At 64.1% G+C, this 23,219-nt stretch carries 21 protein-coding genes and 2 pseudogenes; 11 read left to right on the plus strand and 12 right to left on the minus strand.

Annotated features, from left to right (window positions below; all coding sequences use genetic code 11):
• A pseudogene (locus tag MOV74_RS00960) lies at window positions 1-124 on the plus strand (ribokinase); the annotation flags it as partial.
• Here the strand turns inward: MOV74_RS00960 and MOV74_RS00965 are convergent.
• Window positions 125-1,345, minus strand: a complete 1,221-nt coding sequence (locus MOV74_RS00965; RefSeq protein WP_246916674.1) for an NAD(P)/FAD-dependent oxidoreductase — start codon at window positions 1,343-1,345, stop codon at window positions 125-127.
• A gap of 240 nt (window positions 1,346-1,585) precedes the next feature.
• Between MOV74_RS00965 and MOV74_RS00970 the strand changes: the two genes are divergently transcribed.
• Window positions 1,586-2,380, plus strand: a complete 795-nt coding sequence (locus MOV74_RS00970) for an enoyl-CoA hydratase/isomerase family protein (RefSeq protein WP_246916676.1) — start codon at window positions 1,586-1,588, stop codon at window positions 2,378-2,380.
• A complete protein-coding gene (locus tag MOV74_RS00975; RefSeq protein ID WP_246916679.1) occupies window positions 2,377-2,985 on the plus strand; it encodes a histidine phosphatase family protein in 609 nt (202 codons plus the stop codon). Before MOV74_RS00970 ends, MOV74_RS00975 begins: the two co-directional genes overlap by 4 nt.
• On the opposite strand, the gene MOV74_RS00980 is transcribed toward MOV74_RS00975, so the two are convergent.
• From MOV74_RS00980 to MOV74_RS00995, 4 genes are all read right to left on the minus strand, one after another.
• Window positions 2,945-4,285 carry a TRAP transporter large permease gene (locus MOV74_RS00980; RefSeq protein WP_246916682.1) on the minus strand — a complete coding sequence of 447 codons (1,341 nt, stop codon included), beginning with the start codon at window positions 4,283-4,285 and terminating at the stop codon, window positions 2,945-2,947. The genes MOV74_RS00975 and MOV74_RS00980 overlap by 41 nt on opposite strands.
• Complete coding sequence (locus MOV74_RS00985) at window positions 4,282-4,860, minus strand: TRAP transporter small permease (RefSeq protein ID WP_246916685.1); 579 nt, start codon at window positions 4,858-4,860, stop codon at window positions 4,282-4,284. Before MOV74_RS00985 ends, MOV74_RS00980 begins: the two co-directional genes overlap by 4 nt.
• A 223-nt stretch (window positions 4,861-5,083) precedes the next feature.
• Window positions 5,084-6,079, minus strand: coding sequence for a TRAP transporter substrate-binding protein (locus tag MOV74_RS00990; protein ID WP_246916687.1), 996 nt, complete (start codon window positions 6,077-6,079; stop codon window positions 5,084-5,086).
• Window positions 6,080-6,139: 60 nt separating this feature from the next.
• Window positions 6,140-7,858 (minus strand): IlvD/Edd family dehydratase, encoded by a 1,719-nt coding sequence (locus tag MOV74_RS00995; RefSeq protein ID WP_246916691.1) that lies wholly within the window; start codon window positions 7,856-7,858, stop codon window positions 6,140-6,142.
• Window positions 7,859-8,030: 172 nt separating this feature from the next.
• Here MOV74_RS00995 and MOV74_RS01000 point away from each other — a divergent pair, with 172 nt between their 5' ends.
• The 3 genes from MOV74_RS01000 to MOV74_RS01010 all read left to right on the plus strand — a co-directional run bounded on the left by MOV74_RS01000 (window position 8,031) and on the right by MOV74_RS01010 (window position 10,678).
• Window positions 8,031-8,714 (plus strand): GntR family transcriptional regulator, encoded by a 684-nt coding sequence (locus MOV74_RS01000; RefSeq protein ID WP_246916694.1) that lies wholly within the window; start codon window positions 8,031-8,033, stop codon window positions 8,712-8,714.
• A gap of 143 nt (window positions 8,715-8,857) precedes the next feature.
• Window positions 8,858-10,057: a TAXI family TRAP transporter solute-binding subunit gene (locus MOV74_RS01005; RefSeq protein ID WP_246916697.1), complete on the plus strand. Its 1,200-nt coding sequence runs from the start codon at window positions 8,858-8,860 to the stop codon at window positions 10,055-10,057.
• Between the two features lie 57 nt (window positions 10,058-10,114).
• Window positions 10,115-10,678, plus strand: coding sequence for a hypothetical protein (locus tag MOV74_RS01010; protein WP_246916700.1), 564 nt, complete (start codon window positions 10,115-10,117; stop codon window positions 10,676-10,678).
• Between the two features lie 86 nt (window positions 10,679-10,764).
• Here MOV74_RS01010 and MOV74_RS01015 read toward each other — a convergent pair whose 3' ends face one another.
• Window positions 10,765-11,154, minus strand: a complete 390-nt coding sequence (locus tag MOV74_RS01015) for a hypothetical protein (RefSeq protein WP_246916703.1) — start codon at window positions 11,152-11,154, stop codon at window positions 10,765-10,767.
• Window positions 11,155-11,228: 74 nt separating this feature from the next.
• Complete coding sequence (locus tag MOV74_RS01020; RefSeq protein WP_246916705.1) at window positions 11,229-11,492, minus strand: GlsB/YeaQ/YmgE family stress response membrane protein; 264 nt, start codon at window positions 11,490-11,492, stop codon at window positions 11,229-11,231.
• Window positions 11,493-11,684: 192 nt separating this feature from the next.
• Between MOV74_RS01020 and MOV74_RS01025 the strand changes: the two genes are divergently transcribed.
• A complete protein-coding gene (locus tag MOV74_RS01025) occupies window positions 11,685-12,590 on the plus strand; it encodes a transglutaminase family protein (RefSeq protein ID WP_246916708.1) in 906 nt (301 codons plus the stop codon).
• Between the two features lie 106 nt (window positions 12,591-12,696).
• Window positions 12,697-13,099 (plus strand): annotated as a pseudogene (locus MOV74_RS01030) (potassium channel family protein); the annotation flags it as partial.
• Window positions 13,100-13,165: 66 nt separating this feature from the next.
• Here the strand turns inward: MOV74_RS01030 and MOV74_RS01035 are convergent.
• Complete coding sequence (locus MOV74_RS01035; RefSeq protein WP_246916710.1) at window positions 13,166-13,990, minus strand: NAD(P)-dependent oxidoreductase; 825 nt, start codon at window positions 13,988-13,990, stop codon at window positions 13,166-13,168.
• A gap of 91 nt (window positions 13,991-14,081) precedes the next feature.
• Between MOV74_RS01035 and MOV74_RS01040 the strand changes: the two genes are divergently transcribed.
• A complete protein-coding gene (locus MOV74_RS01040; protein ID WP_246916713.1) occupies window positions 14,082-15,050 on the plus strand; it encodes an SMP-30/gluconolactonase/LRE family protein in 969 nt (322 codons plus the stop codon).
• Window positions 15,051-15,307: 257 nt separating this feature from the next.
• Here the strand turns inward: MOV74_RS01040 and MOV74_RS01045 are convergent, their stop codons facing one another.
• On the minus strand, window positions 15,308-16,738 hold the full coding sequence (locus MOV74_RS01045; protein ID WP_246916716.1) for an aldehyde dehydrogenase family protein: 1,431 nt from the start codon (window positions 16,736-16,738) through the stop codon (window positions 15,308-15,310).
• A gap of 189 nt (window positions 16,739-16,927) precedes the next feature.
• A complete protein-coding gene (locus MOV74_RS01050; protein ID WP_246916719.1) occupies window positions 16,928-19,291 on the minus strand; it encodes a transketolase in 2,364 nt (787 codons plus the stop codon).
• Window positions 19,292-19,425: 134 nt separating this feature from the next.
• Here MOV74_RS01050 and MOV74_RS01055 point away from each other — a divergent pair, with 134 nt between their 5' ends.
• A complete protein-coding gene (locus MOV74_RS01055; protein WP_246916722.1) occupies window positions 19,426-19,887 on the plus strand; it encodes an Lrp/AsnC family transcriptional regulator in 462 nt (153 codons plus the stop codon).
• A gap of 96 nt (window positions 19,888-19,983) precedes the next feature.
• Window positions 19,984-20,904 (plus strand): polyphosphate kinase 2, encoded by a 921-nt coding sequence (ppk2, locus tag MOV74_RS01060; RefSeq protein WP_246916725.1) that lies wholly within the window; start codon window positions 19,984-19,986, stop codon window positions 20,902-20,904.
• Window positions 20,905-21,012: 108 nt separating this feature from the next.
• Here the strand turns inward: ppk2 and MOV74_RS01065 are convergent, their stop codons facing one another.
• Complete coding sequence (locus MOV74_RS01065; RefSeq protein WP_246916727.1) at window positions 21,013-22,092, minus strand: zinc-binding dehydrogenase; 1,080 nt, start codon at window positions 22,090-22,092, stop codon at window positions 21,013-21,015.
• Window positions 22,093-22,152: 60 nt separating this feature from the next.
• A complete protein-coding gene (locus MOV74_RS01070; RefSeq protein WP_246916854.1) occupies window positions 22,153-23,094 on the minus strand; it encodes a DMT family transporter in 942 nt (313 codons plus the stop codon).
• Window positions 23,095-23,219 lie beyond the last annotated feature (125 nt).

Raw genomic sequence — 23,219 nt, forward strand, 5'->3', positions numbered from 1 at the left:
CGTGCCCTTGCGCGCCGCCCTCACCTTCGCCAACGCCGCCGCCTCGATCAGCGTGCAGCGGATGGGCGCGGGACCGTCGATGCCTACGGCCACAGAGGTCGCCGCAGCGATCACCGCAAGCTGATCACGCCAACGCGCTCTTCAGATCGAAACTCTCGTCGGCAGCCTGCTCCGGTGTGATCGAGCGGTCCATGCCCTGCAGCCTGCGGCCGAACATGTGGTCGCCGGCGCGGTTGATGGACTCGATGCCGAGCAGCTTGTCGCCCTTGTAGCAGAACGCGGAAAACGCCTTCTTGGCGGGATCGCCGCGCAGCACGACGCGGTCGTAGCCCGTGGTCAGCCCAGCGATCTGCAGCTTGTCATCGCCCTGGTCGCTCCAGAACCAGGGATGGCCGTCATAGGGCTTGCTGTCGCCGGTCAGCCGCGCCGCGAGGCAGCGGGCGTGGTCGGTGGCGTTCTGCACCGATTCCAGCCGCAGCGATCCGCCGAAGCGCGGGCTCGCGAACAGCGCGCAATCGCCGATCGCGGAGATGTTTGGATCGGCCGTCGAAAGATATTCGTCGACGACGATACCGGCAGCGACCGGCAATCCAGCCTCGGCCGCCAGCTCGATGTTCGGCAACACACCGACGCCGACCACGACGAGTTCAGCGGGCAGATGCCGTCCGTCGCTCAAGGAGACGCCGGTGACCTTGCCGTTCTCGGCTTCGATCGAGGTGGCCTGCACGCCGAGATGGATGCGGATGCCGGCCTCGCGATGGCGTTGTTGAAAATACTCCGAGACTTCCGCCGTCACGGCGCGCGCCATCACGCGCGGGGCAAGCTCGAGCACGTCGACCTCGAGGCCCTTGATCCGCGCGGTCGCGGCGAATTCCAGGCCGATGAAACCGGCGCCGATGACCACGACCCGTGTCTTCGAGGGCATGACCGCACGCAGCGCCTCGCTCTCGTCGAGAATGCGCAAATATTTCACGTCAGGCAGATTGGCATTCGGCAGATCAAGAAGCCGGTTGCGCGCGCCCGTCGCCAGCACGAGATGGCCGTAGGCAAGCGTCTCGCCCGAGGCGAGCAGGACCTTGCGGCCCGCACGGTCGATCGACACCGCGCGGCCCGCAATCAGCTCGATGTTCTGGTCGTGGTAGAACTTCTCCGGCCGGAACATTAGGCTCTCGGGCCCGGCGGAGCCCTTGATGTAGGCCTTGGACAGCGGCGGCCGCTGATAGGGCAGATGCGCCTCGTCATTGATGAGGCAGATGCGCTGCGAAAAGCCCGCCTGGCGCAAGGATGCCGCGGCCTGGTAGCCGCCATGGCCGGCACCGACGATGATCACCGAACCGTCGGTCATTGGAGCAGCCCACTTCTGGAGACACGAGCGTGACCCATGTCGTCTCCTCTTTTGCTGATTTTGATTTGCTGGCCTTACGAGGAGCCGGCGCTCGTGTCCGTTCCTTGGCAAAGGCAGGCCCATTTGAGCCTATCGGTCCGCCCAGCGCAAGAGCCGCCGGGGCACTGGCGGCCCGGGGATTGTCACCTCCCGCCTTCTGCGATTTAGTTGCAGCAATGACCTCCTGCCGGGGATTTTCAAATGACCGCGCCCGTCTCCCAACCCGATGATCCCGCCCTGCTCCGGATCGATGGTCCAATCGCGACCATCACGCTCAACCGTCCCGCCGCGTTCAACTCCGTCAACCTTGCGATCGCCCGGAAGCTCGAGCAGCTCGCGGCCTCCATCGAAGGCGACGACAATATCCGCGTCGTGGTGCTCGAAGGCGAAGGCCGCGCCTTCTCGGCCGGCGGCGATCTGCAAACGATCGGGGCGGCCGCCGAAGCGGGTACGGTGACGCCGGTCGTGGGCCAGCTCCTGAAGCACTATCACGCCTTCATCGAGATCGTCAGGCGCATGCCGAAGATCTCGCTGTCGAGCGTGCACGGCTCGGCCGCCGGCGCCGGCATGGGCCTCGCCTTCGTCACCGACCTCTGCATCGCCGCCGACGACGCCAAGTTCACGCCGGCCTATGCCAAAATCGGGGTATCACCCGACGGCGGCTCGACGGTCGGCATCGTCGGCACGGTCGGCCCCCGTCGCGCGCTGCAGATTTTTCTCGCCGAGGACACTTTCACAGCGCAGCAGGCCCATGAATGGGGTCTCGTTGCCAAGGTCGTTCCCGCCGCGGAATTGAAGGCGGCGACGCGAAAGCTCGCCGAGCGTCTCGCGCAGAACCCGTCGGCCGCAATCGCCGGCACAAAGCAGCTGGTCTACCAGGCCGCCACCACGCCGGTGAAACAGCAGTTAGATGCCGAAGAGCACAAGATCATCATGGCGATGAACACGGAGGAGTTTCGCACTGCCGTGAAGAAATTCACGAGCAAGTCAAAGTGACGACGCCCGCGCGCAGCTTCTACGGCCTTCGTCACGGCGCGACCGACTGGAATCGCGAGGGCCGATTCCAGGGCCGGACCGACAATCCGCTGAACGAGGACGGCCTGCGGCAGGCGCACGAAGCCGTGGACATGCTTGGCGGCGTCAGCATTAGCCGCATCGTCGCAAGCCCCCTGGTGCGCGCGGCGCGAACGGCAGAGATCATCGCGGACGCGATCTCGGTCCCGCTTGCGATCGACGAAGGCATCATCGAGTTCGATTTCGGCAGCTTTGAGGGCCTGCCCGTCCGCGACCTCATGATCAAGCACGGCGTCAAATCAGCGACCGGCCTCGTGTCGATCCTTCCGACCGACGGCGAGAACTGGGACGCCATGGCCAAACGCTCGCTGCTTTGCGTGTCGACCTGGCTCGAGCGTCATCCTGACGACAACCTGCTGTTCGTCTGCCACGACGCGGTGATGCAGGGCATGGCAAACGCGCTGTGCGGCAGCTACTTCAGGAATAGCCACGGCACGCCGTTCCGCTACGTGCGCGAAAACAAGCGATGGCGTATCGAGCAAGTCGCTACTGCGGACAGATATAGCCCGTCCCCGCCGGCGACTTGAAGCAGCCGACCGATTCCGGGAGCACGTGCCGCGGCAGCCACAGCACCACGCTCGGGAAATAGATCGCGAACGCGATCGTCGCCAGGAACACGAGGTAGATCGGCAATGCCGCACGTAGCGCCTTGGCAAAGCTGACGCCGACGAATTTCGAGGCCATCAGCAGCACAAGGCCATAGGGCGGCGTGATCAGGCCGAAGGCGAGCGTCGCGATCAGCACCACGCCCATGTGCACGGCATTGATGTCGCCGGCTTCCGTCAGCGCGTTAACCAGGGGCATGAAGATGATGATGGTCGGCACCGGCTCGATGAAATCGCCGACGATGGTGAAGAGCAGCACCATCAAGAGCATGATCAGGTGCGGATCGTTACCGGCGATCGAGGTGATCCACTCGGCGATGTAAGTCGCGCCGCGCAGGTAAGCGAGCATCCAGCCGAAGGCGTTGGCGGCGCCGATGGTGATCAGCGGCAGCGAGAAGATCAGGCCGGCGAGGCAGAAATCGTAAGGGATCTTCTTGATATGCCCGCGGTTGAGCGCGGGAATCACGACCAGAACGATCCAGGCCACCGCGACCACACCCGCCTCCGTCGGAGTGAACCAGCCGGTCAAGATTCCGCCAAGCAGGATCACCGGGATCATCAGCGGCAGAGCGGCATCGCCGGCCGCGAACGCCACCTGCTTGAGCGGCGCGCGCGGCTTGCGCAGTCCGGACGGGCCGAAGAAATAGCAATAGATCATCAACCCGAAACCGATCATCATGCCCGGCACGACGCCCGCCATGAACAGCCCGGCGATCGAGACGTTGCCGACCGCGCCATAGACCACGGCGGTGATGCTCGGCGGCACCAGCGCGGCGATGGTCGATGCGGACGCGATGATCGCCGCGATGAAGGCGGGCTCATAGCCCTCCCGCTTCATCGGGCCGCCGAGCGCGCGGCTCATCACGGCGACGTCGGCGGTGGTGGAGCCCGACATCTCCGAGAAGAACATGCTGAACACGACCACGACCTGCGACAGCCCGCCCCTGATATGGCCGACCAGGGACACCGAGAGATTGGCTATTCGCACCACGACGTTGGCCGAGCTCATGAGCTCGCCGACCAGCAGGAAGAACGGGATCGCCAGCAGCGCTTCGGAATCGACGCCATCAAAGATCTTCTGAATGATGGCGGCGAGCGAAACATCCGACAGCAGCGCACCGATGAAGACGCCGGCCATCAGTGAGAACGGCACGGGCACGCCGAGATAGCCGAACGACAGGAAGCAGACCGTCATCAACGCCAGGACAATGGGTGCGCTCATGGTTGCACCCCCATCTGCGCGGCAGCAACGACCGGCTCCGCATCCTCGTCCGGCGGTTCGGGATGGTCAAAACCATTGCGCAGGCCGTTGACGAGCTGCTCGATGGTGAACAGGCCGATCAGCACGCCCGACAGCGGGATGATCGCGTAAAGCGAGGCGATCGGGGTGCCCGACGGCAGACGAAAACTGCCGAAGCCGCGCAGATAATTCTGGTAGCCGTACCAGATCAGACAGAAGGCGACGCCGAGCACGACGAGACGGATGATCACCTCGACGATCAGCCGAGAGGCGCCGTGCATCGCCTCGGAGATGGCGGTGAGATAGAGGTGGTCGTTGCGGCGCGTCGCGGCCGCCGTGCCGATAAAAATCGCGTAGATGAACAGCGTCGACGTGACCTCCTGCAGCCACAGCCAGGGATGGCCGGTGGTCCGGGTCACGATGTCGGCGGTCACCGACAGCGAGAATCCGAAGCAGAGCACGCCGCAGAGGATCATCAGCGCGAGCTCGAGCCAGTCGAGCCAGCGCCATTTCAGGTGGCGTTGGCGTTGCACGAGCAGTTTGTCGGCGATGGGCATTGTTGTCCCCGGCTGCAGATTGGCTGCACCTCTCCCGCTTGCGGGAGAGGCATAGGCCGCCTTCGGCGGCCGTTCCTTAAAGACACGCCGAGGCGAAGCCTCGGCTATGGCGGAGCGCCGGGGTGAGGGTTCTCTCCTCATTGGGAATCTCTCCGCGGAGACACCCTCCCCCACCCCTTTCCCGCAAGCGGGAGAGGGAGCGCACCGTCTTCCAGCGCGCGCTCTAATTAATCGACCGGATCAAATCCTTGATCTTCTCGGCGTGCGGGCCGAGATCCTTGGCGAGCTTGTCGAGATAGGGATCGGCGACCGCCGCGAAGCTCTTCTTGTCGACGTCCTGCACGACCTTGACGCCCATCTTCTTCAGTTTCTCGGCGGCGGTGCGCTCCAGCTCGAACGCCTTCGCGGGCTCCTTGGTGCTGATCTCGTTGGCCGCAGTCTGCACCCATTGCTTCTGTTCGGCGGAGAGGCTCTGCCAGAGCTTGTCCGAGATGAACACCATCGCGTTGTTGGCCTCGTGCTCGGTGATGTTGAGGACCGGGGCGACCTCGTAATGCTTGTTGACGAGGTAGACGTTGATGCTGTTCTCGGCGACGTCGACGACACCGGTTTGCAAGCTCGTGTAGACGCTGCCGAAGGGCATATGCACGGTCTGGGCGCCATAGGCCGGGAACATGGTGTCCTCGGTCGCGGTCGCCTGCACGCGGATCTTGGCGCCCTTGATATCGCCGACGTTATGGATCTCCTTTCTGGAGTACATGTGGCGCACGCCCTGCGAGCCGGTCGCGATCACGTGCAGGCCCTGCGTGGTCTCGTCGATCATGGCCTTGAGCGCTTCGAACACGCGGGGATCCGCCAGACCCTTGACGACGTGGTTCTCGTCGCGGAACAGATAGTGCAGCGACATTACACCGGCCTGCGGCGAGATCGTCGCGGTGTTGGCGGAGGAGATGATCGAAAATTCGACGTCGCCGGCCTTCACGAGCTGGAGCACCTGCGGCTCCTGCCCGAGCTGCGCGCCCGGATACTGGTCGATGATCATGGTGCCCTTGCTCAATTCCTTGAGCTTGTCGGCAAAGAGGTCGCCCGCGATGGAATAGCCGGTGTTGCGCGGCTGGTCATAGGCGAAGCGATAATGCTTCACCTCCTGCGCCCCGGCCCCGGTGACGAAAAGCATAGCAGCCGCAGCCGCCAACCCACGCATGGATCGTGCAATCATCGTTTCCCCCTGTGTTATCGCCCGCCGCTTGTGCGGTCTGAGCGCTCGTTCGAGTGTCGATCAGCCCTTTTCGGTCTTCTTCCCAGTCCTCTGCATGAAATCGAAGTCGCAGCCCTCGTCGGCCTGCATGATGGTCTCGTTGAACAGCCAGGCGTAGCCGCGCCGGGCTTCCTCCGGCGCTGCGGCCGGCTTCAACGCAGCACGACGCCGCTCCAACTCGGCCGCATCGACCAGCAGCTCGATGCTGCGCTTGGCCACATCCAGGCTGATCAGGTCGCCGTTCTTCACCAGCGCCAGCGGCCCGCCGACCGCGGATTCCGGAGCGATGTGCAGCACGATGGTGCCGAACGCGGTACCGCTCATGCGCGCATCCGAAATGCGCACCATGTCCTTGGTGCCGCCGCGCGCCAGCTTCTTCGGGATCGGCAGATAGCCCGCCTCGGGCATGCCCGGCGCGCCCTTGGGGCCGGCATTGCGCAGCACCAGCACGTCGTCGGCGGTCACGTCGAGATCGGGATCGTCGACCCGCACGGTCATGTCCTCGACGGATTCGAACACCACGGCGCGCCCGGTGTGTTGCAACAGCTTCGGGCTCGCGGCCGATTGCTTGATGACCGCGCCGCGCGGCGCGAGATTGCCGTGCAGGACGGCAAGGCCGCCCTCCTTCTTGATCGGATTGTCGCGCGGACGGATGGCATCCTGGCCCGGCACATCCTCCGCATTGGCGACGACGTCGCGTAGCGTCTGGCCACTGATGGTCTTCGCTTCGAGATCAACGAGGTCACCGAGCTGCGCCAGCAGTTTCGGCACGCCGCCGGCGTGATGGAAATGCTCCATGTAATGTTCGCCGGACGGCTTGAGATCGACCAGCACCGGCACCTCGCGGCCAATCTGGTCGAATATCTCGAGATCGAGCCGGTGCGGCGATCGATGCGCCATCGCCGTCAGATGGATCAGGCCGTTGGTCGAGCCGCCGATCGCCTGAAGCACGACCTGCGCATTTTTGAAAGACGCCGGCGTCAGCAGCTCGCTCGGCTTCGGCCCCTTCGCCTTCGCCATCTCGGCCGCCACCTTGCCGCTCGCCTCCGCCAGACGGAAACGCTCGGCGTGCGGCGCGGGAATCGTCGCGCTCATCGGCAGCGACAGGCCCATGGCCTCGATCATGCAGGCCATGGTCGAGGCCGTGCCCATCACCATGCAGGTGCCGACCGACGGCGCCAGGCGCCCATTCACAGCCTCGATCTCGGCATCGTCCATCTCGCCGGCGCGGTATTTCGCCCAGAGCCGGCGGCAGTCGGTGCAGGCGCCCAGCACCTCGCCCTTGTGATGGCCGACAACCATGGGGCCGACCGGAATGACCACGGTCGGCAGGTCCGCGCTGATTGCCGCCATGACCTGCGCGGGCAACGTCTTGTCGCAGCCGCCGATCACGATCACCGAATCCATCGGCTGGGCCCGGATCATCTCCTCGGTATCCATCGCCATCAGGTTACGCAGATACATCGAGGTCGGATGCGCAAAGCTCTCGGCGATCGAGATGGTGGGGAACACGAACGGCATCGCGCCCGACAGCATCACGCCGCGCTTGGCGGCTTCGATGATTTGCGGGACGTTGCCGTGGCAGGGATTGTAGTCGCTATAGGTGTTGGTGATGCCGACGATCGGGCGCTCCAGCGCGTCGTCGGAATAACCCATGGCCTTGATGAACGCCTTGCGCAGGAACAACGAGAAGCCGGCGTCGCCATAGCTCGTCAGACCCTTGCGCAACCCACTCGTCATCATGCCGCTCCTTACCTTGCCATTGTGGTACAGCCTGCCTCTCGATTGTCAATAAGATTGGTCCATATTGTCCCATTTTATGGTTCCGGACGCCATTAGCGGCAGGAATTATTGACAATCCGCCCCTTCCCTGCTCCACAGGGCGGACCGGCTGAAGCCGGAGGCTGAGGGCATGTCCGAGATTCGCACCGCAGACGCCATGCCAGTCCGGCGCGACGACCCGGACGACGTCGTCGCGCGGCTGGAAGAGGACATCATCTTCGGCCGCCTGCCGCCGGGCGCGCGCCTCACCGAAGACGCACTGATGTCCCGCTACGGCACCTCCCGCCACTTCGTGCGCCAGGCCCTGGTGGATGCGGAGCGGCGCGGCATCGTCCGCCGCGAGAAGAATGTCGGCGCCACCGTGCGGTACTACTCGTCCGAGGAGGTCCGGCAGATCTACGAGGTCAGGGAGATGCTGACGCGGCAGGCCGCGCTGATGATCCCCCTGCCCGCACCGCAAGCCCTGATCGACGAGCTCTCCGCGCTGCAACGGCAATATTGCGCCAAGGCCGACGCGCAGGATCTGCGCGGCATCCACGAAGCCAACGACGCCTTCCACCTCGCGCTGTTCTCGGCCTGCGGCAATCCCTATCTGGTGCGCTCGCTCCAGGACTACATGAACCTGACGCTGCCGATGCGCGCGAAGAACCTCGCCGACCGCGAGGGGCTGGCCCAGTCGCGGCGCCAGCACGAACTGATGATCGAGTTGCTTAGGGGACGCGACAGCTGGGCGCTGGCGCAGCTTTGCGTCGACCACATGCAGTTCAGCAAGTCGGATTATCTGGTGCGGATTGCGGGCGAGGCCGGACGCTAGTCGGCAAACCGCTGCAGGCATCATCACGGAACGCCGCTGCCCCGGGCGCGTTGGAAGGCCAAGCATTAGCCTCGGTCTTGCTTCGGACGCGGCAGGTGGCAGTTTCTCGGAGCATGTCACGCCCAGGGGATTGACCGAACAGGTTGAACAATGAGGGTCTGCGAACGATGCGGGCCGGTTTGTTCATCGCATTGATTGCAGCGGCCTGGCTCGGCGGACAGGTCCAGGATTCCCTCGCGCAAAAGCGACCGCCCTCTTCTCCGAGCGAATCCACGAAAGTGTCTCCGAGAAAGGAAGTCACCCCCAAGAAGGAAACGGGACGATCTGCGGACCCATTTACGGTGGGATTCGTAACCGGTACGCCGCTATGCACCGAATTCGCGATCGCTCAGGACATTGCGACCACGCTCGCTGGCGGGCAAGAGACCGGCCCTCGTGGCCAGGTCGCATTGCGGGTCCTGCCCATCGTGGGAAACGGCGGTATCCGCAATGTCCTTGATGTGCTCACGCTCGCAGGTGCCGACGTGGCGATCGCGCCCGTCGTCCTGGTCGACCGGCTCCGGGAGACAAGGACCTTCGGAGATATCTCTGACAGGCTGACCTACATCGCCCCGCTCCATGTCGAAGAGTTCCATCTTCTCGCGCGGCCGGAGATCGGAAGCCTGACGGAGCTGGCGGGAAAACGGGTCAATCTTGGGGACGACGGCAGTGCCGGCGCCATCCTTGGCCGCGAAGTGTTGAACCATCTGGGCGTCAAGATCAGCGAGTCGAACCTGGGACCGGAGGCCGCGCTGGATGGTCTGAGGAAGGGAGATCTCTCCGCCGCTCTGTTGGTCTCAGGAAAGCCGGTCAGCTTCCTGACGCAGATCTCGCAACTCGATCGTATTCGCCTCCTGCCTATCCCCTACTCCAAAGAGCTGCTGCAAGAAGATTATCTGCCATCGACGCTTCGCCATCAGGACTACCCGAATATCATTGCGGCCGAAGCAAGCGTCGACACGATCGCGATCAAATCCGCTCTGTTCGCCTACAACTGGCCGAGCGGCAACGAGCGATATCGGTTGCTGGAATTCTTCGTCCAGAACTTGTTCACGCGCTTTCCTGAGTTTCTTGGCGACGCACATCACCCCAAATGGCGCGAGGTGAACCTGGCCGCGCTGCTCCCCGGATGGCGACGATTCCGACCGGCAGAGCGCTGGCTCCAGCAGCAATCCGGAGGCGAGGCCGCGCTTCGCAAGGCGTTCGGCCGGTTCATCGAGGGAAAGCCAACCGCGAAACCGCCAGACCGCGAAGAATTGTTCCAGGATTTCCTGCGCTGGCGAGAACGCAATCCAGGCAAGTGAGCAAGCCAAACAAACCTCGGCAAACAAACCTCGGCAAACAAACCTCGGGAGGTGTCGATGCGCAAAGCGCTTGTGAGCACAGCCTTGGTTGCGTTGCTCGCCCTGATCGCCGATGTGAGGCGCCCAGCCGCCCAATTTGCCCCCTTCTGGCCATCAGCGCCGCAGACCCTTGCACCGGCCACCGCGCCACCGTCTGACCAGGTCGAACAAGCCAGGACAGCCCCCCATCGAAGCAGCAAGCCGCGCAGGAAGCACGAAGTCGTTCGTCCGCCGCCAAATCAGCGGAAGGTCGCGGAAAGAAACGGATACAAGCGGGTCAGCGATCTCGTGAACTTCCCGAAGTTCTTTCCAGGCCTTGGCGTCATCTTCGTCAAGCCCGACACTTTGCCGCTGGGGCCATTCCTGTGTTTCGATCGCAGGGATCGCCTCGTGGCGACCGTGTACATGGTCCCGAACAAGGACATCGACGATCACAAGTCGTTGGAGGGGGCGGGGCCAGCGCGGTCAGTTGACCACGTCAGCATCTACTTCAACCCGGGTCACCCCGGCGTGGATGTGCCGCATTACCATGTGGTGCTGTGGCATGTGACCAAGAAACAGGAAGCGCGCGTTGAAAAATGACGTCGGGCCTTTCTTGCTAGGTCCGACTGCAGGGAAGAAGTGCTGCGATGGGGTTCGCTTCGCATTGCCCATCCTACGACGGGCGTTTAGTACCGCCTCAGCAGGCCGCGATCCACGCTGGCATCGCCATAGTCGGCGCAGCCCCCTTTCGGGTCCTTGATCAAGGCCGCCCGGACGCGCCTGAACGTCTTGCCGGCCGCGTCGGACACTTCGGGGCGGGATTTACCGGGATCGTAGCTCTCGCCATCGCGGGCCTTGATGGCCGCAGCATAGGCGTCGATGATGGCCATCGCCGCATCAGGGCTGCCAAGCAGCCGGGCGCCGAGCTGAACGCCGCCGCTACCGTCGACCTCGTAGCCGCCGCATCGCTGCTCCAGGACCACGGAGGCGGTGACGAGCTGATCGAGAAACGTCGCTTCGGCGTCGCTGAGCGCCGCGGCGCGCACAGGTCCTGACACGATTCCTGACACGAGCATCGCGACGGCCGACAGTTTGATTTTCCTTATCGTGGCTCTCTCTTTGCGAGCCGCCACGCAGCATCCTCGATCGGTCAAGCGCGCCCCTGACGACCGACAAAAAGCCCGTACAGGAAGAGAAGGATGATGGCTCCCACCACACTGCCTATGAATCCGGCGCCCTCCCCGAACCGATACCATCCGACGGCTTGACCTAGATAAGTCGCAACGAACGCCCCGACTATTCCCAGAACCGTCGTCAAAATGAACCCGCTGGGCTCGGATTTGTCGCCGGGCATGATGAACTTCGCGACCACTCCAACGATTAACCCGATGATGATCGTCCAAAGGATACCCATTTCCTTCGCTCCATTCGACCAATTCGCGCATCAGCGTCTGACGGAACGCGTGATCGTTTGAAGAGCCAGACCATCCCAAGGGCAACGTTGATCTAGATCAATGGGCAGAAGCGGCCAAACCGAAAGCTGGAGTCCGCTGTTGCTGCGCGGAAAGGTGCTCAACGACCGCCGCAACGCGAAGCGGGTCAATGCATGGCGATCATTGGCGAGATCACGCACACCACGACCTACCGCTATGCAAAGCCGGTGAGGTTCGGCACGCACCGGGCCATGTTCCTGCCGCGGCGCGGCGCCTCGACCCGGCTGCTTCGCTGGTCCGCTCGCACCAGCCTGCCATCAAAGGTGCATTGGGTCACCGACTCCCGCTCCAATGCCATCACGGTGATGGAGTTCAGCGAACCCGGCAGCGAGCTGACATTCACGTTCAAGGTTCGCGGCGTCTATTTCGGCGTCAAGGGCCTGGAGGCGTTCCCGCTGGAGCCCCGGGCCGAGGAAGTCCCCGTGCAGTATACCCCGGACGAATGGACCGACCTTGCCGGTTACCTTCGCCCGCATGCCGATGATGCGGACGGCAGCCATGCGGCGTGGACCAAGAGCTTTGTCGCCGGCGATCAGGACCGGACCGCGGATGTGCTGCGCCGAATGCTGGGCCTGTTTCGCAGCGAGTTCAGCTATCGCGGCAGAGATGCCGAAGGCACCCAGTCTCCAGGCGAAACGTTGCGCACGAAATCAGGTACCTGCCGGGACTTCGCCTGGCTCATGATCGAGACGTTGCGCCGGCTCGGCTTCGCGTCGCGCTTCGTCAGCGGGTATCTCTACGACGCGGCGCTCGATGGGGGCGCCGTGGGCATGACCGGTTCCGGCGCGACCCACGCATGGGTGCAGGTGTTCCTGCCCGGCGCCGGCTGGCTGGACTACGATCCGACCAACAGCCTGAGCGCTGGCTTCGATCTCATTCCGGTAGCCATCGCGCGGCATCCGGGCCAGGCCGTGCCACTGGCCGGCTCGTGGTTCGGCGATTCCGGCGACTATCTCGGCATGTCGATCAACGTGTCCGTCAACAAGATTGGCGAGATGCTCGATCCTTCGGAGGGCTAGGCTGCCGGGAGATGGTTTATCGCAACAACACAGAGGGACATGGGCTGGTCGCCACCATCTCCGTGCCATTCGAGGTCCTGAAGGGCAGGATCCGGCAACTTTATGGGCGCGGCTGCGGATCGACAGCCCCTTCTTCCGGCGCAACGAGGAAGTCGTCTTTGCCGTCGCGAATCTCGGCGTGTTCATTTTCGTGATGACGGGAATTGTCTACGAGACCCAGAGGTCACACAACCAGCAGATCGCCAACTATGCCGACGCGCTCTACTTCACGGTCACCGCGTTGACCACGACCGGCTTCGGCGACATCACCTTGCCAGGCACCGTCGGACGCCTGATCACCGTCGTGATCATGATCTTCGGCGTGACTCTTTTTCTGAATCTCGCCAAGACATTGCTCGCGCCCTCCAAGGTGCGCTTCCCCTGACCGGTCTGCGGCCTGCAGCGCCGACGCGGTGCATTGCAAGGCCTGCGGGACCGTATTGAACATTCCCGACGAAGGCCTCGACTAGGCTCCCGGCGCCAGTGCCGTCGAGCCCTCCTCACCCCGCACGCGGGGCGAGGAAGCGCATGGCGGCCTACCGCTTATTCCAATCAATGATCCGGCTCGCATCGCCGTCGAACTCGTTGCTGCAGAACGCGCCGCCCTGGAAATGATCCCCGATCGGATCCGGCTTGAGCTTGGCCTGCTCGGCCATCGCATGCGCGACGTGATCCTCGGAGCGGCCGGTGGGGCGATAGCCGAACTCGTAGGCGCGGCTGTTGTCCCACCAGGCGCGCTCGTTCAGCGAGACGCCGTAGAAGACCTCGAAATGAATGTCGGGATGCTCGAGCCCGATCTGACAGAGCTGCACCAGGTCTTCCGGCTTCAGCCAGATCGAGATGCGGCGATGGTCGAGCGGCATGTCGCCGAAATTTCCGATGCGCAGGCACGTCACCTTCAGCCCGTGCTTGTCGGCGTAGAGCGCGCCGACGGCCTCGCCGAACACCTTGCTGACGCCATAGCGGCCGTCGGGACGCGGGGTGACGTCGGTGCCTATCTTGTGGTGGCGCGGATAGAAGCCAACGGCGTGATTGGACGAGGCGAACACCACGCGCTTGACGCCCTTGCGGTAGGCGGCTTCGAACAGGTTATAGCAGCCGATGATGTTGGCCTGGAGAATGTCGTCCCAAGGGCCTTCGACCGAATAGCCGCCGAAATGGATGATGCCGTCGACGCCCTCGCAGACCGCCTCGCACTGAGCGAGGTCGGCGAGGTCCGCCGCCTTGAATTTTTCGCTCGCTCCGAGATCGGCCGGCGGCTTGATGTCGGAGAGCAGGAGATCCGGATAGATCGGCGGCAGCAGTTTTCGCAGGCTCGTGCCGATCCCGCCCGAAGCTCCCGTCATCAAGATGCGCGGCATGTCTTTCCTCGTATGTAGCAACCGATTTGCGGCCGTAGATATCTGATGCTAGCAGACTTGGACAGAGGGAACGCAACAACGAGAATTGCACATGAACGATGCATCGTCCCATACTCAAGGCTGGCAACCAGCGACCTATTACCCCGATCCCGCGATAAAAGCACTGGATCCCCGCTTCGAAAAATACTGGCTGAAATTGTCCGCGGTGGAGCGGCTGGCGACGGGCCTGCGCTGGGCCGAGGGGCCGGTGTGGTTCGGTGATGGGCGCTATCTGCTCTGCAGCGACATTCCGAACCAGCGCATCATCAAATGGGAGGAAGAGACGGGCGCCGTCTCGGTGTTCCGCAAGCCCTCGAATTTCGCCAACGGCAACACACGCGACCGGCAGGGCCGGCTCGTCACCTGCGAGCACGGCGGGCGGCGCGTGGTGCGCACCGAATATGACGGCAGCATCACCGTGCTGATGGATCAATTCAACGGCAAGCGGTTGAACTCTCCGAACGATGTCATTGTTAAATCGGACGGCTCGATTTGGTTCACCGACCCGACCTTCGGCCTGCTCGGCAATTACGAGGGCTACAAGGCCGAGCCCGAGATCGATCCGAATGTCTACCGGCTCGATCCCGCGACCGGCAAAGCGACCATCGTCGCCGAGGGCGTGCTCGGTCCGAACGGGCTGTGCTTCTCGCCGGACGAGAAGATCCTCTACGTCGTGGAATCCCGCGGCGTGCCGAACCGGAAAATCCTCGCCTATGACGTCGCGACGGACGGCACCTCGATTTCCAACAAGCGCGTCCACATCGATGCAGGTCCCGGCACGCCGGACGGCATGCGCTGCGACGTCGACGGCAATCTCTGGTGCGGCTGGGGCATGGGCGACCCCGAGCTCGACGGCGTCGTGGTGTTCGCGCCCGACGGCGTCATGATCGGCCGCATCGCGCTGCCCGAGCGCTGCGCGAACGTCTGCTTCGGCGGCGTCAAGCGCAACCGCCTGTTCATGGCGGCGAGCCAGTCGATCTACACGCTGTATGTGAACACGCAGGGCGCGATGGGGGGATAGGCGCTCCCGCAATGACGGTCTCGTAGGGTGGGCAAAGGAGCGCAAGCGACGTGCCCTCCATCCGTCGCGGACGCAAAGACGTGGGCACGCTTCGCCTTGCCCACCCTACGGCACCTCGCGTTGTCGCCCGTAGCCCGGATGGAGCGCAGCGCAATCCGGGGACCGGTCCCGCATTGCGCTTCGCTCCATGCGGGCTACAAAGAAAAACGCCGGAGCGGTTACCCGCTCCGGCGTCGTGTTTGTCCAACCGCTAAAGCTTACGCCGCGTTGAAGCCGGCGACGGCCTTCACTTCGAGGAAGTCCTCGAGGCCGTACTTGCCCCACTCGCGGCCGTTGCCGGACTGCTTGTAGCCGCCGAACGGCGCACTGCGGTCGTTGGGCACGCCCTGGAGGTTGACGTTGCCGGCACGGATCTGGCGACCGACGCGCTTGGCGTCCTCGACGGAAGCGCCCGAGACATAACCGGCGAGACCATACGGCGTGTCGTTGGCGATGTGCACAGCCTCGGCTTCGTCCTTGGCGCCGATGATGGTCAGCACCGGTCCGAAGATTTCCTCACGGGCGATCGTCATGTCGGGCGTGACGTCGGCGAAGATGGTCGGACGGACATAGAAGCCCTTGTTGACGCCTTCGGGCAGGCCCGGGCCACCGGCGACGAGGGTGGCGCCCTCGTCGATGCCCTTCTTGATCAGGCCCTGGATCTTGTCCCACTGACCGCGGTTGACGACCGGGCCGATGGTGGTGCCTTCCGCGCGCGGATCGCCGGCCTTGGTCTTGTCGGCGACGGCCTTCGCGATCGCAGCGACTTCCTTCATCTTGGACAGCGGCACGATCATGCGCGAGGGCGCGTTGCAGGATTGGCCGGAGTTGTTGAACATGTGCATCACGCCGCCGGTCACCGCCTTCGTGAGGTCGGCGCCTTCGAGGATGACGTTCGGCGACTTGCCGCCGAGCTCCTGGCTGACGCGCTTCACGGTCGGAGCCGCGCGCTTGGCCACGTCGATGCCGGCGCGGGTCGAGCCGGTGAAGGAGATCATGTCGATATCGGGGTGCTCGCTCATGGCGGCGCCGACCTCGGGGCCGAGGCCGTTGACGAGATTGAACACGCCCTTCGGCACGCCGGCTTCATGGAGGATTTCCGCGAAGATCAGCGCCGAGGTCGGGGTGAACTCGCTGGGCTTCAGGATCATGGTGCAGCCGGCAGCGAGCGCGGGCGCGACCTTGCAGGCGATCTGGTTGAGCGGCCAGTTCCAGGGCGTGATCATGCCGACCACGCCGACCGGCTCGCGCAGCACCATGGCGGTGCCGACCGGCTCCTCGAAATGGTAGTTCTTGAGCACGTCGAGCGTGGTCATGAGATGGCCGAGGCCGGCGCCGGCCTGGAGTTTTTCGGCCATCGGCAGCGGGGCACCCATCTCGTCGGAGACGGCGGCACCGATCTCCTTGAGACGGCCCTTGTAGACTTCGATGACCTTGGAGAGCAGTGCGACGCGCTCGTCGCGGCTGGTCTGGGAGAACGTTGCAAAGGCGCGCTTGGCGGCGGCGACGGCCTTGTCCACGTCGGCCTTGGAGCCCAGCGCAACCTCGTACATCGCCTCTTCCGTCGCCGGATTGACCACGGCGGTGGACTTCTTGACGGCGGGATCGACCCAGGCGCCGTCGATGTAGAATTGCATGCGATTGACCATCGTTAACCTCTTCTTGGGGGCATGGTGGGGGCGTTTCGGCAGGCATCCTTGCACGAAAGCGCCGGCAATTGAACCCGCCATATGCGGGGCCAGCGTTGCGGCGGACGGAGGTTATATGAGCCGATGGCGGGAACGTGGCAAGATGGCTCTCACCGTCGTCCCGGCGAAAGCCAGGACGACGACGGAGACTTAGACCGCCATCTTCCGATGCAGCACCGGCGCGCCGGTGGTGAGGCTTTCGGCCGCATCGATGATCGCATTCGCGTCGATGCCGTAGTGCCGATAGAGGTCGGCGATCGTGCCGGTCTGGCCGAACTGCTCGACGCCAAGCGCCTCAACGCGATGGCCGCGGACGCTCCCGAGCCAGCCGAGCGCGGAGGGATGCCCATCGATCACGGTCACGATGCCGCAGTCGCGCGACAACGGCGCCAGCAATTTCTCGATATGGCTGAGATGTTGCACGCCGCGTCGATCCCGCCGCAATTTCCGCGCCGCGGTCCAACCCGAATGGAGACGATCGGCCGAGGTGATCGCGAGCAGGCCGATGTCGCGGCGGCTCTCGCCGATGAAGCCGGTGGCCTCGATCGCCTCCGGCGCAACGGCGCCGGTATAGGCAATCACGACTTCGGCATTCGGGCCCGGCTTGCGCAGCCAATAGGCGCCGTCGGTGATGCCCTGCGCAAGCTCAGGTGTCATGATCCGCTGCGCCTGCTCGACGCTGCGCGTCGAAAGCCGCAAATAGACCGAGCCGCCCTCGCCCGGATCGCGCTGCATGTGGTCAAATCCCCAGCCCATGATCACGGCGAGTTCGTCGACGAAGGCCGGCTCGAACGAGGCGAGCCCGTCCTGCGCCATGCCGATCAGGGGCGTTGCGATCGACTGATGCGCGCCGCCCTCGGGCGCGAGCGTAATCCCCGACGGCGTCGCCGCCACCATGAAGCGCGCATCCTGGTAGCAGGCGTAGTTCAGGGCATCGAGACCGCGCTCGATGAAGGGATCATAGAGCGTGCCGACCGGCAGCAGCCGCTCGCCGTTGATCTGGTGCGACAGGCCGAGCGCCGAGAGCATGATGAACAGGTTCATCTCGGCGATACCAAGCTCAAGATGCTGGCCTTTTGGCGAGGCATCCCAGTTGTAGGTGGACGGAATTTTCTCGCTGCGGAATAAGTCGGCTTTCTCGGCGCTGGCGAACAGGCCGCGCCGGTTCACCCAGGGGCCGAGATTCGTCGAGACGGTGACGTCGGGCGACGTCGTGACGATGCGCTTGGCCAAGTCGCTGTCGCCGCGGGCAATCTCGTTCAGCACGAGACCAAAGCCTTGCTGGGTCGACATCTGCGGCGATGGCTTGAAGGCGAGCTGCGGGGGCACCTCGATAACAGGCGCGGTCAGGCGGCGGCCGTCCTGGTTGAACGGCACGCCCGCGAGGAACGCGTCGAGCTCGGCGGCGGATTGCGTGAGGCCTTCGTACTTGTCCCATTCATGCCCGGGACGAATGTTCTGGCTGTCGCGATACTTTTCCATCTGGGCGACCGTCATCAGACCGGCATGGTTGTCCTTGTGGCCCTGGAACGGCAGGCCGACGCCCTTGATGGTGTAGGCGATGAAGCAGACCGGGCGATCGTGATCGATGGACTCGAACGCCTCGAGCATGCTCGCCATGTCATGGCCGCCAAGGTTCGACATCAGCGCCAGCAGCTCCTCGTCGCTGCGCTTGTCGATCAGCTTCGTGATCGCGCCCTGATCGCCTATCTCGTCATGCAGATGCTTGCGGAACGCAGCGCCGCCCTGAAAACACAGCGCGGCGTAGAGTGCGTTCGGGCAATTGTCGATCCAGCGCTTCAGCGCCTCGCCACCGGGCTCGGCGAAGGCCTCGCGCATCAGGCGGCCGTATTTCACGATCACCACGTCCCAGCCGAAATTGCGGAACATGGTCTCGAACTTTTCCCAGAGCCCCTCGCGGACGACGGCGTCGAGCGACTGGCGGTTATAGTCGACCACCCACCAGGTGTTGCGCAGGCCGTGCTTCCAACCCTCCGCAAGCGCCTCGAAAATATTGCCCTCGTCCATCTCGGCGTCGCCGACGAGGGCAATCATCCGCCCCTCGCGGCGGTCCTTCATCCAGCCATGCGCCTTGACGTAGTCCTGCACCAGCGATGCGAACAGCGTCTGCGCGACGCCGAGGCCGACTGAGCCGGTCGAGAAATCGACGTCGTCGGCATCCTTGGTGCGCGAAGGATAGGATTGCGCGCCCTTGAAGCCACGAAAGTTCTCCAGCTTCTCGCGGCTCTGCCGGCCGAACAGATACTGAATGGCGTGGAACACCGGGCTCGCATGCGGCTTCACCGCGACGCGATCCTCCGGTCTCAGCACGTGGAAGTACAGCGCCGACATGATGGTCGCGAGCGAGGCGGAGGAAGCCTGGTGGCCGCCGACCTTGAGACCGTCCGCGCTGGGGCGGATGTGGTTGGCATGGTGGATGGTCCACGACGACAACCACAGCGCCTTGCGGGCCAGCGCGTTCAGGGTGTCGAGGCGAATGGTATCAACGGGCATGGCAATGCTCCCGGTAAACAGGTGCCCCGATGATACGCCCGCGGGCAGCGTCAAACTTCTCAATTTTTTGCGCCATACCCGGCGGTATTGGGATATTTTACCAACGGACCGCCCAAAGGACAGGTTTCATCCCAATGCCAGAGCTCGACGCCATCGACCGAAAAATCCTCGCTTTGCTCCAGAGCGACAGCCGGCTGACCATGCAGGAGCTCGCCGACAAGGTCGGGCTGTCGGTCTCGCCCTGCCATCGCCGGGTCAAGCTGCTTGAGGAGCGCGGCGTCATCTCGCGTTATGTCGCGACCGTGGACCAGAAGGCGCTCGGCCTGCATGTCAGCGTGTTCATCTCGATCAAGCTGGCGCGGCAGAAGGAGGAGGACCTCAACCGATTCGCACGCGCGATCTCAAAATGGGACGAGGTGCTCGAGTGCTATCTGATGACCGGCAATCGCGACTACCTGCTCCGCGTCGTCGCCGCCGACCTCGCCTCGTACGAGACGTTCCTGAAGACCAAGCTGACCCGGCTCGACGGCATCGCCTCGATCGAGTCGAGCTTTGCGCTGAGCCAAGTGAAGTACTCGATCGCGCTGCCGGTGTGACCTGCTTCAGCGGGATTGGAGGGCAGTCACATGGGCGCAACAAACCCCGCCGATGGTCGTTGGTAACACTGGCACCCTGGCCGAGAGAAAAAGCCCATGACCGCATCCGATCGCACCTCCCAAACCGCCAAGCGCGAGCGCATCATCCAGGAAATGGCCGACGACCTCGACGAAGAGCTGGAGATGGAGCTCGATGACACGCGGCTCGACGAGCTCCTGGACGAGACCGACCTGCTGAGCCCCACGGTCGACCGCAGGCTCTATTTCCGGGAGCTGCTCCGGCTCCAGGGCGAGTTGGTCAAGCTCCAGGACTGGGTCCAGAGCGAGCGCAAGAAGGTCGTGGTGCTGTTCGAGGGCCGCGACTCCGCCGGTAAGGGCGGCGTCATCAAGCGCATCACCCAGCGCCTCAATCCCCGTATCTGCCGCGTCGCGGCGCTTCCAGCCCCGAGCGAGCGCGAGCGCACGCAATGGTACTTCCAGCGCTACGTGTCGCACCTGCCGGCCGGTGGCGAGATCGTGCTGTTCGACCGCAGCTGGTACAACCGCGCCGGCGTCGAGCGCGTGATGGGCTTCTGCTCGGAGGACGAATATCAGGAGTTCTTCAAGTCGGTGCCGGAATTCGAGCGGATGCTGATCCGATCCGGCATCATCCTGGTCAAATACTGGTTCTCGATCACCGACGATGAGCAGCAGTTCCGCTTCACCATGCGCATCAAGGATCCCCTAAAGCAGTGGAAGCTGAGCCCGATGGACGTCGAGGCCCGCAGCCGCTGGGAGGCGTACACCAAGGCCAAGGAGACGATGCTGGAGTACACGCACCTGCCGGATTCGCCTTGGTGGATCGTCGATGCCGTCGACAAGAAGCGCGCCCGGCTCAATTGCATCGCGCATCTGCTCAGCCAGATCCCGTACCAGGAGGTGTCGCGCGCGCCCGTGGTGCTGCCGCCGCGCGTCCGCAACCCCGACTATCAGCGCGGTCCGGTTCCGCCGGAGATGTACGTGCCGGCGAAATATTGACGGAGGTTTCGTAGGGTGGGCAAAGCGTAGCGTGCCCACCATGCCGACCACGAACGCGGACGCATGGTGGGCACGGCGCTTTGCGCCTTTGCCCACCCTACGAGACCGTCACCGCCACGGCTGCACGATGATCTTGGTATGCGCCTCTGGGTTGGCAAGATCGGCGAAGGCTTTGGCGACGCCGTCGATACCGACCTCCGCGGTGACCATCGCAGCCGCATCCACCTGCCCTTCCGCGATCAGCCGTAGCGACGCCGCGAACTCCTCCGGCGTATAGCCGAGCACGTATTGAACGCTGAGCTCTTTCATGATGCCGAGCATGGGCTCGTTTCTGTCGCTCTCCATGCAGACGCCGACCACGACGATCTTGGCATCGCGCGGGGCGCCCTCGAACACCTGCTGCAGCAGGCCAGGCACGCCGACGCATTCGAAGATGACGGCGGGCTTGAGCGCCGGCAGCATGGCCTGGAACGGCGCCCTCGCCGCCTTCTCCGCGTCCGACATCTGTGCGTGCTCGGCCCAGGTCGTATAGGGCTGCGACTTCAGGGGATCGACGACGATATCGGCGCCGAGCTTGGCCGCGAGCGCGCGCCGCGCCGGCGAATAGTCGGCGGCGACGATCGGATGCAGTCCCCGCAGCTTCAGCGCCGCGATCACCGCAAGCCCGACCGGACCGCAGCCGATCACGAGCGGCACCTCGCCACCGCGAATGTTGGCCTTGGCTACAGCGTGAACACCGACCGCGAGCGGCTCGGTCAACGCGGCATGTTCGGGCGCGAGACCGTTAGGCACTTCGAGCAGCAGCGCTTCGCTGAGCAGCATCGCCTCCGCATAGCCGCCGATATTGTCGTTGGAATAGCCGATGCCTTCGATGCCCTGCGGCGTCACGAGGGCCGGCAGCGAGCACACGCGCGTGCCCGGCTTGAGCTTGCGGGTGGTACCGGGACCGTAGTCGACGATCTCGCAGCAGAACTCGTGGCCGAACACGACGTCGCGGCTGAGATCCATCGGCTTGCGCCCGGTCTTCCGCGCCATCTCCACCATGCGATGAGCGTGCTGGCGCGCGTGCAGGTCGGAGCCACAGATGCCGCAGGCGAGCGTCTTGACCAGCACCTGGCCGGGAACCGGCGTCGGCTCGGCCATCTGTCCCACGACAATCTCGCCGTTCCTGAAAATCGCAGCGCGCATCCGGCTCCTCCCCTATCGTTGGAACCGTTGATAGCACAAAGCGGAACGCGCGGACTTGCGTCAGGGGTTCGGGGAACGCTCCTCCAGCACCAGCAGCTGGGCGCGGCGCACTCGCTCGCGATGGGCGATGTAGAGTCCGCTGGCGACGATGAAGGCGGCGCCGACGATGGTCCAGAGATCAGGCACCTCACCGAAGATGAAGAAGCCCAAAATGCTGACCCAGAGCAGCTGCGTGTAGGAGAACGGCGCCAGCACCGAGGCATCGCCGTAGCGATAGGCCAGCACGATGATCCATTGGCCGACGGTGGAAGCGACGCCGATCACGATGCCGAGGCCGATCGCGGTCCAGCTCGGTGTGACCCAGACGAACGGCACCATCAGCGAGAGGATCGCAACGCCCGTCAGCGCGGAATAGGCCATGGTGGTGAGCACGGCCTCACGACCGCTCATCATGCGCGTCAGGATCAGCGCGGCAGCCCAGCAGAACGCCGAGATGATCGGGAAGAACGCGGCGGCATGAAACGCGCTCGTGCCTGGCCGCAGGATGATCAGCACGCCCGTAAGGCCGATCGCGGTCGCGATCCAGCGGCGCACGCCCACCTTCTCGCTCAGGAAGATGATCGACAGCGCGGTGACGAACAGCGGCGAGACGAAGCCGGTGGCCGAGGCTTCCGCAATGGGGAGGAAACGCAAGCCGGTGATGAAGAACAACGAGGAGCCGAGCAGCGCGGCGCCGCGCATCAATTGCAGGCCAAGACGCTCGGTGCGCATCGCATGCAGCGGCGAGCCCGGCAGCATCACCGGCGTGAACATCAGCGCGAAGGTGACGAAGCGAATCCACGTGATCTCGATCGACGGCAGGCTGGTCGAGAGGTATTTTGCGGTGACGTCCGAGGTTCCGAGAAACACCGTCGACAACAGCACCAGCGCGATGCCCTTGAAGGGATGATCGACGCGCGCAGGCGCACGGCGAACTTCCTGCTTCTTCTCCGGCACGGGCATGGGAATACTGTCGAGCCTTGCGGCTGCAGCGGGCGGCGGTGTCACGGCTGGAACCCGGGAAATTGCGAATCGAGAACACTCGTAAAAAACGACAAATGCGCCGCGTTCACAACTTCCGAAAACAG

Source organism: Bradyrhizobium sp. SHOUNA76 (genome assembly GCF_023006445.1).
GTDB lineage: Bacteria > Pseudomonadota > Alphaproteobacteria > Rhizobiales > Xanthobacteraceae > Bradyrhizobium.

Coding starts and splice junctions, on each gene's coding strand:
- MOV74_RS00965 (WP_246916674.1), bottom strand. CDS start 1,345: ATGACCGACGGTTCGGTGATCATCGTCGGTGCCGGCCATGGCGGCTAC.
- MOV74_RS00970 (WP_246916676.1), top strand. CDS start 1,586: ATGACCGCGCCCGTCTCCCAACCCGATGATCCCGCCCTGCTCCGGATC.
- MOV74_RS00980 (WP_246916682.1), bottom strand. CDS start 4,285: ATGAGCGCACCCATTGTCCTGGCGTTGATGACGGTCTGCTTCCTGTCG.
- MOV74_RS00985 (WP_246916685.1), bottom strand. CDS start 4,860: ATGCCCATCGCCGACAAACTGCTCGTGCAACGCCAACGCCACCTGAAA.
- MOV74_RS00990 (WP_246916687.1), bottom strand. CDS start 6,079: ATGATTGCACGATCCATGCGTGGGTTGGCGGCTGCGGCTGCTATGCTT.
- MOV74_RS00995 (WP_246916691.1), bottom strand. CDS start 7,858: ATGACGAGTGGGTTGCGCAAGGGTCTGACGAGCTATGGCGACGCCGGC.
- MOV74_RS01000 (WP_246916694.1), top strand. CDS start 8,031: ATGTCCGAGATTCGCACCGCAGACGCCATGCCAGTCCGGCGCGACGAC.
- MOV74_RS01010 (WP_246916700.1), top strand. CDS start 10,115: ATGCGCAAAGCGCTTGTGAGCACAGCCTTGGTTGCGTTGCTCGCCCTG.
- MOV74_RS01015 (WP_246916703.1), bottom strand. CDS start 11,154: ATGCTCGTGTCAGGAATCGTGTCAGGACCTGTGCGCGCCGCGGCGCTC.
- MOV74_RS01020 (WP_246916705.1), bottom strand. CDS start 11,492: ATGGGTATCCTTTGGACGATCATCATCGGGTTAATCGTTGGAGTGGTC.
- MOV74_RS01025 (WP_246916708.1), top strand. CDS start 11,685: ATGGCGATCATTGGCGAGATCACGCACACCACGACCTACCGCTATGCA.
- MOV74_RS01035 (WP_246916710.1), bottom strand. CDS start 13,990: ATGCCGCGCATCTTGATGACGGGAGCTTCGGGCGGGATCGGCACGAGC.
- MOV74_RS01040 (WP_246916713.1), top strand. CDS start 14,082: ATGAACGATGCATCGTCCCATACTCAAGGCTGGCAACCAGCGACCTAT.
- MOV74_RS01045 (WP_246916716.1), bottom strand. CDS start 16,738: ATGGTCAATCGCATGCAATTCTACATCGACGGCGCCTGGGTCGATCCC.
- MOV74_RS01050 (WP_246916719.1), bottom strand. CDS start 19,291: ATGCCCGTTGATACCATTCGCCTCGACACCCTGAACGCGCTGGCCCGC.
- MOV74_RS01055 (WP_246916722.1), top strand. CDS start 19,426: ATGCCAGAGCTCGACGCCATCGACCGAAAAATCCTCGCTTTGCTCCAG.
- ppk2 (WP_246916725.1), top strand. CDS start 19,984: ATGACCGCATCCGATCGCACCTCCCAAACCGCCAAGCGCGAGCGCATC.
- MOV74_RS01065 (WP_246916727.1), bottom strand. CDS start 22,092: ATGCGCGCTGCGATTTTCAGGAACGGCGAGATTGTCGTGGGACAGATG.
- MOV74_RS01070 (WP_246916854.1), bottom strand. CDS start 23,094: ATGCCCGTGCCGGAGAAGAAGCAGGAAGTTCGCCGTGCGCCTGCGCGC.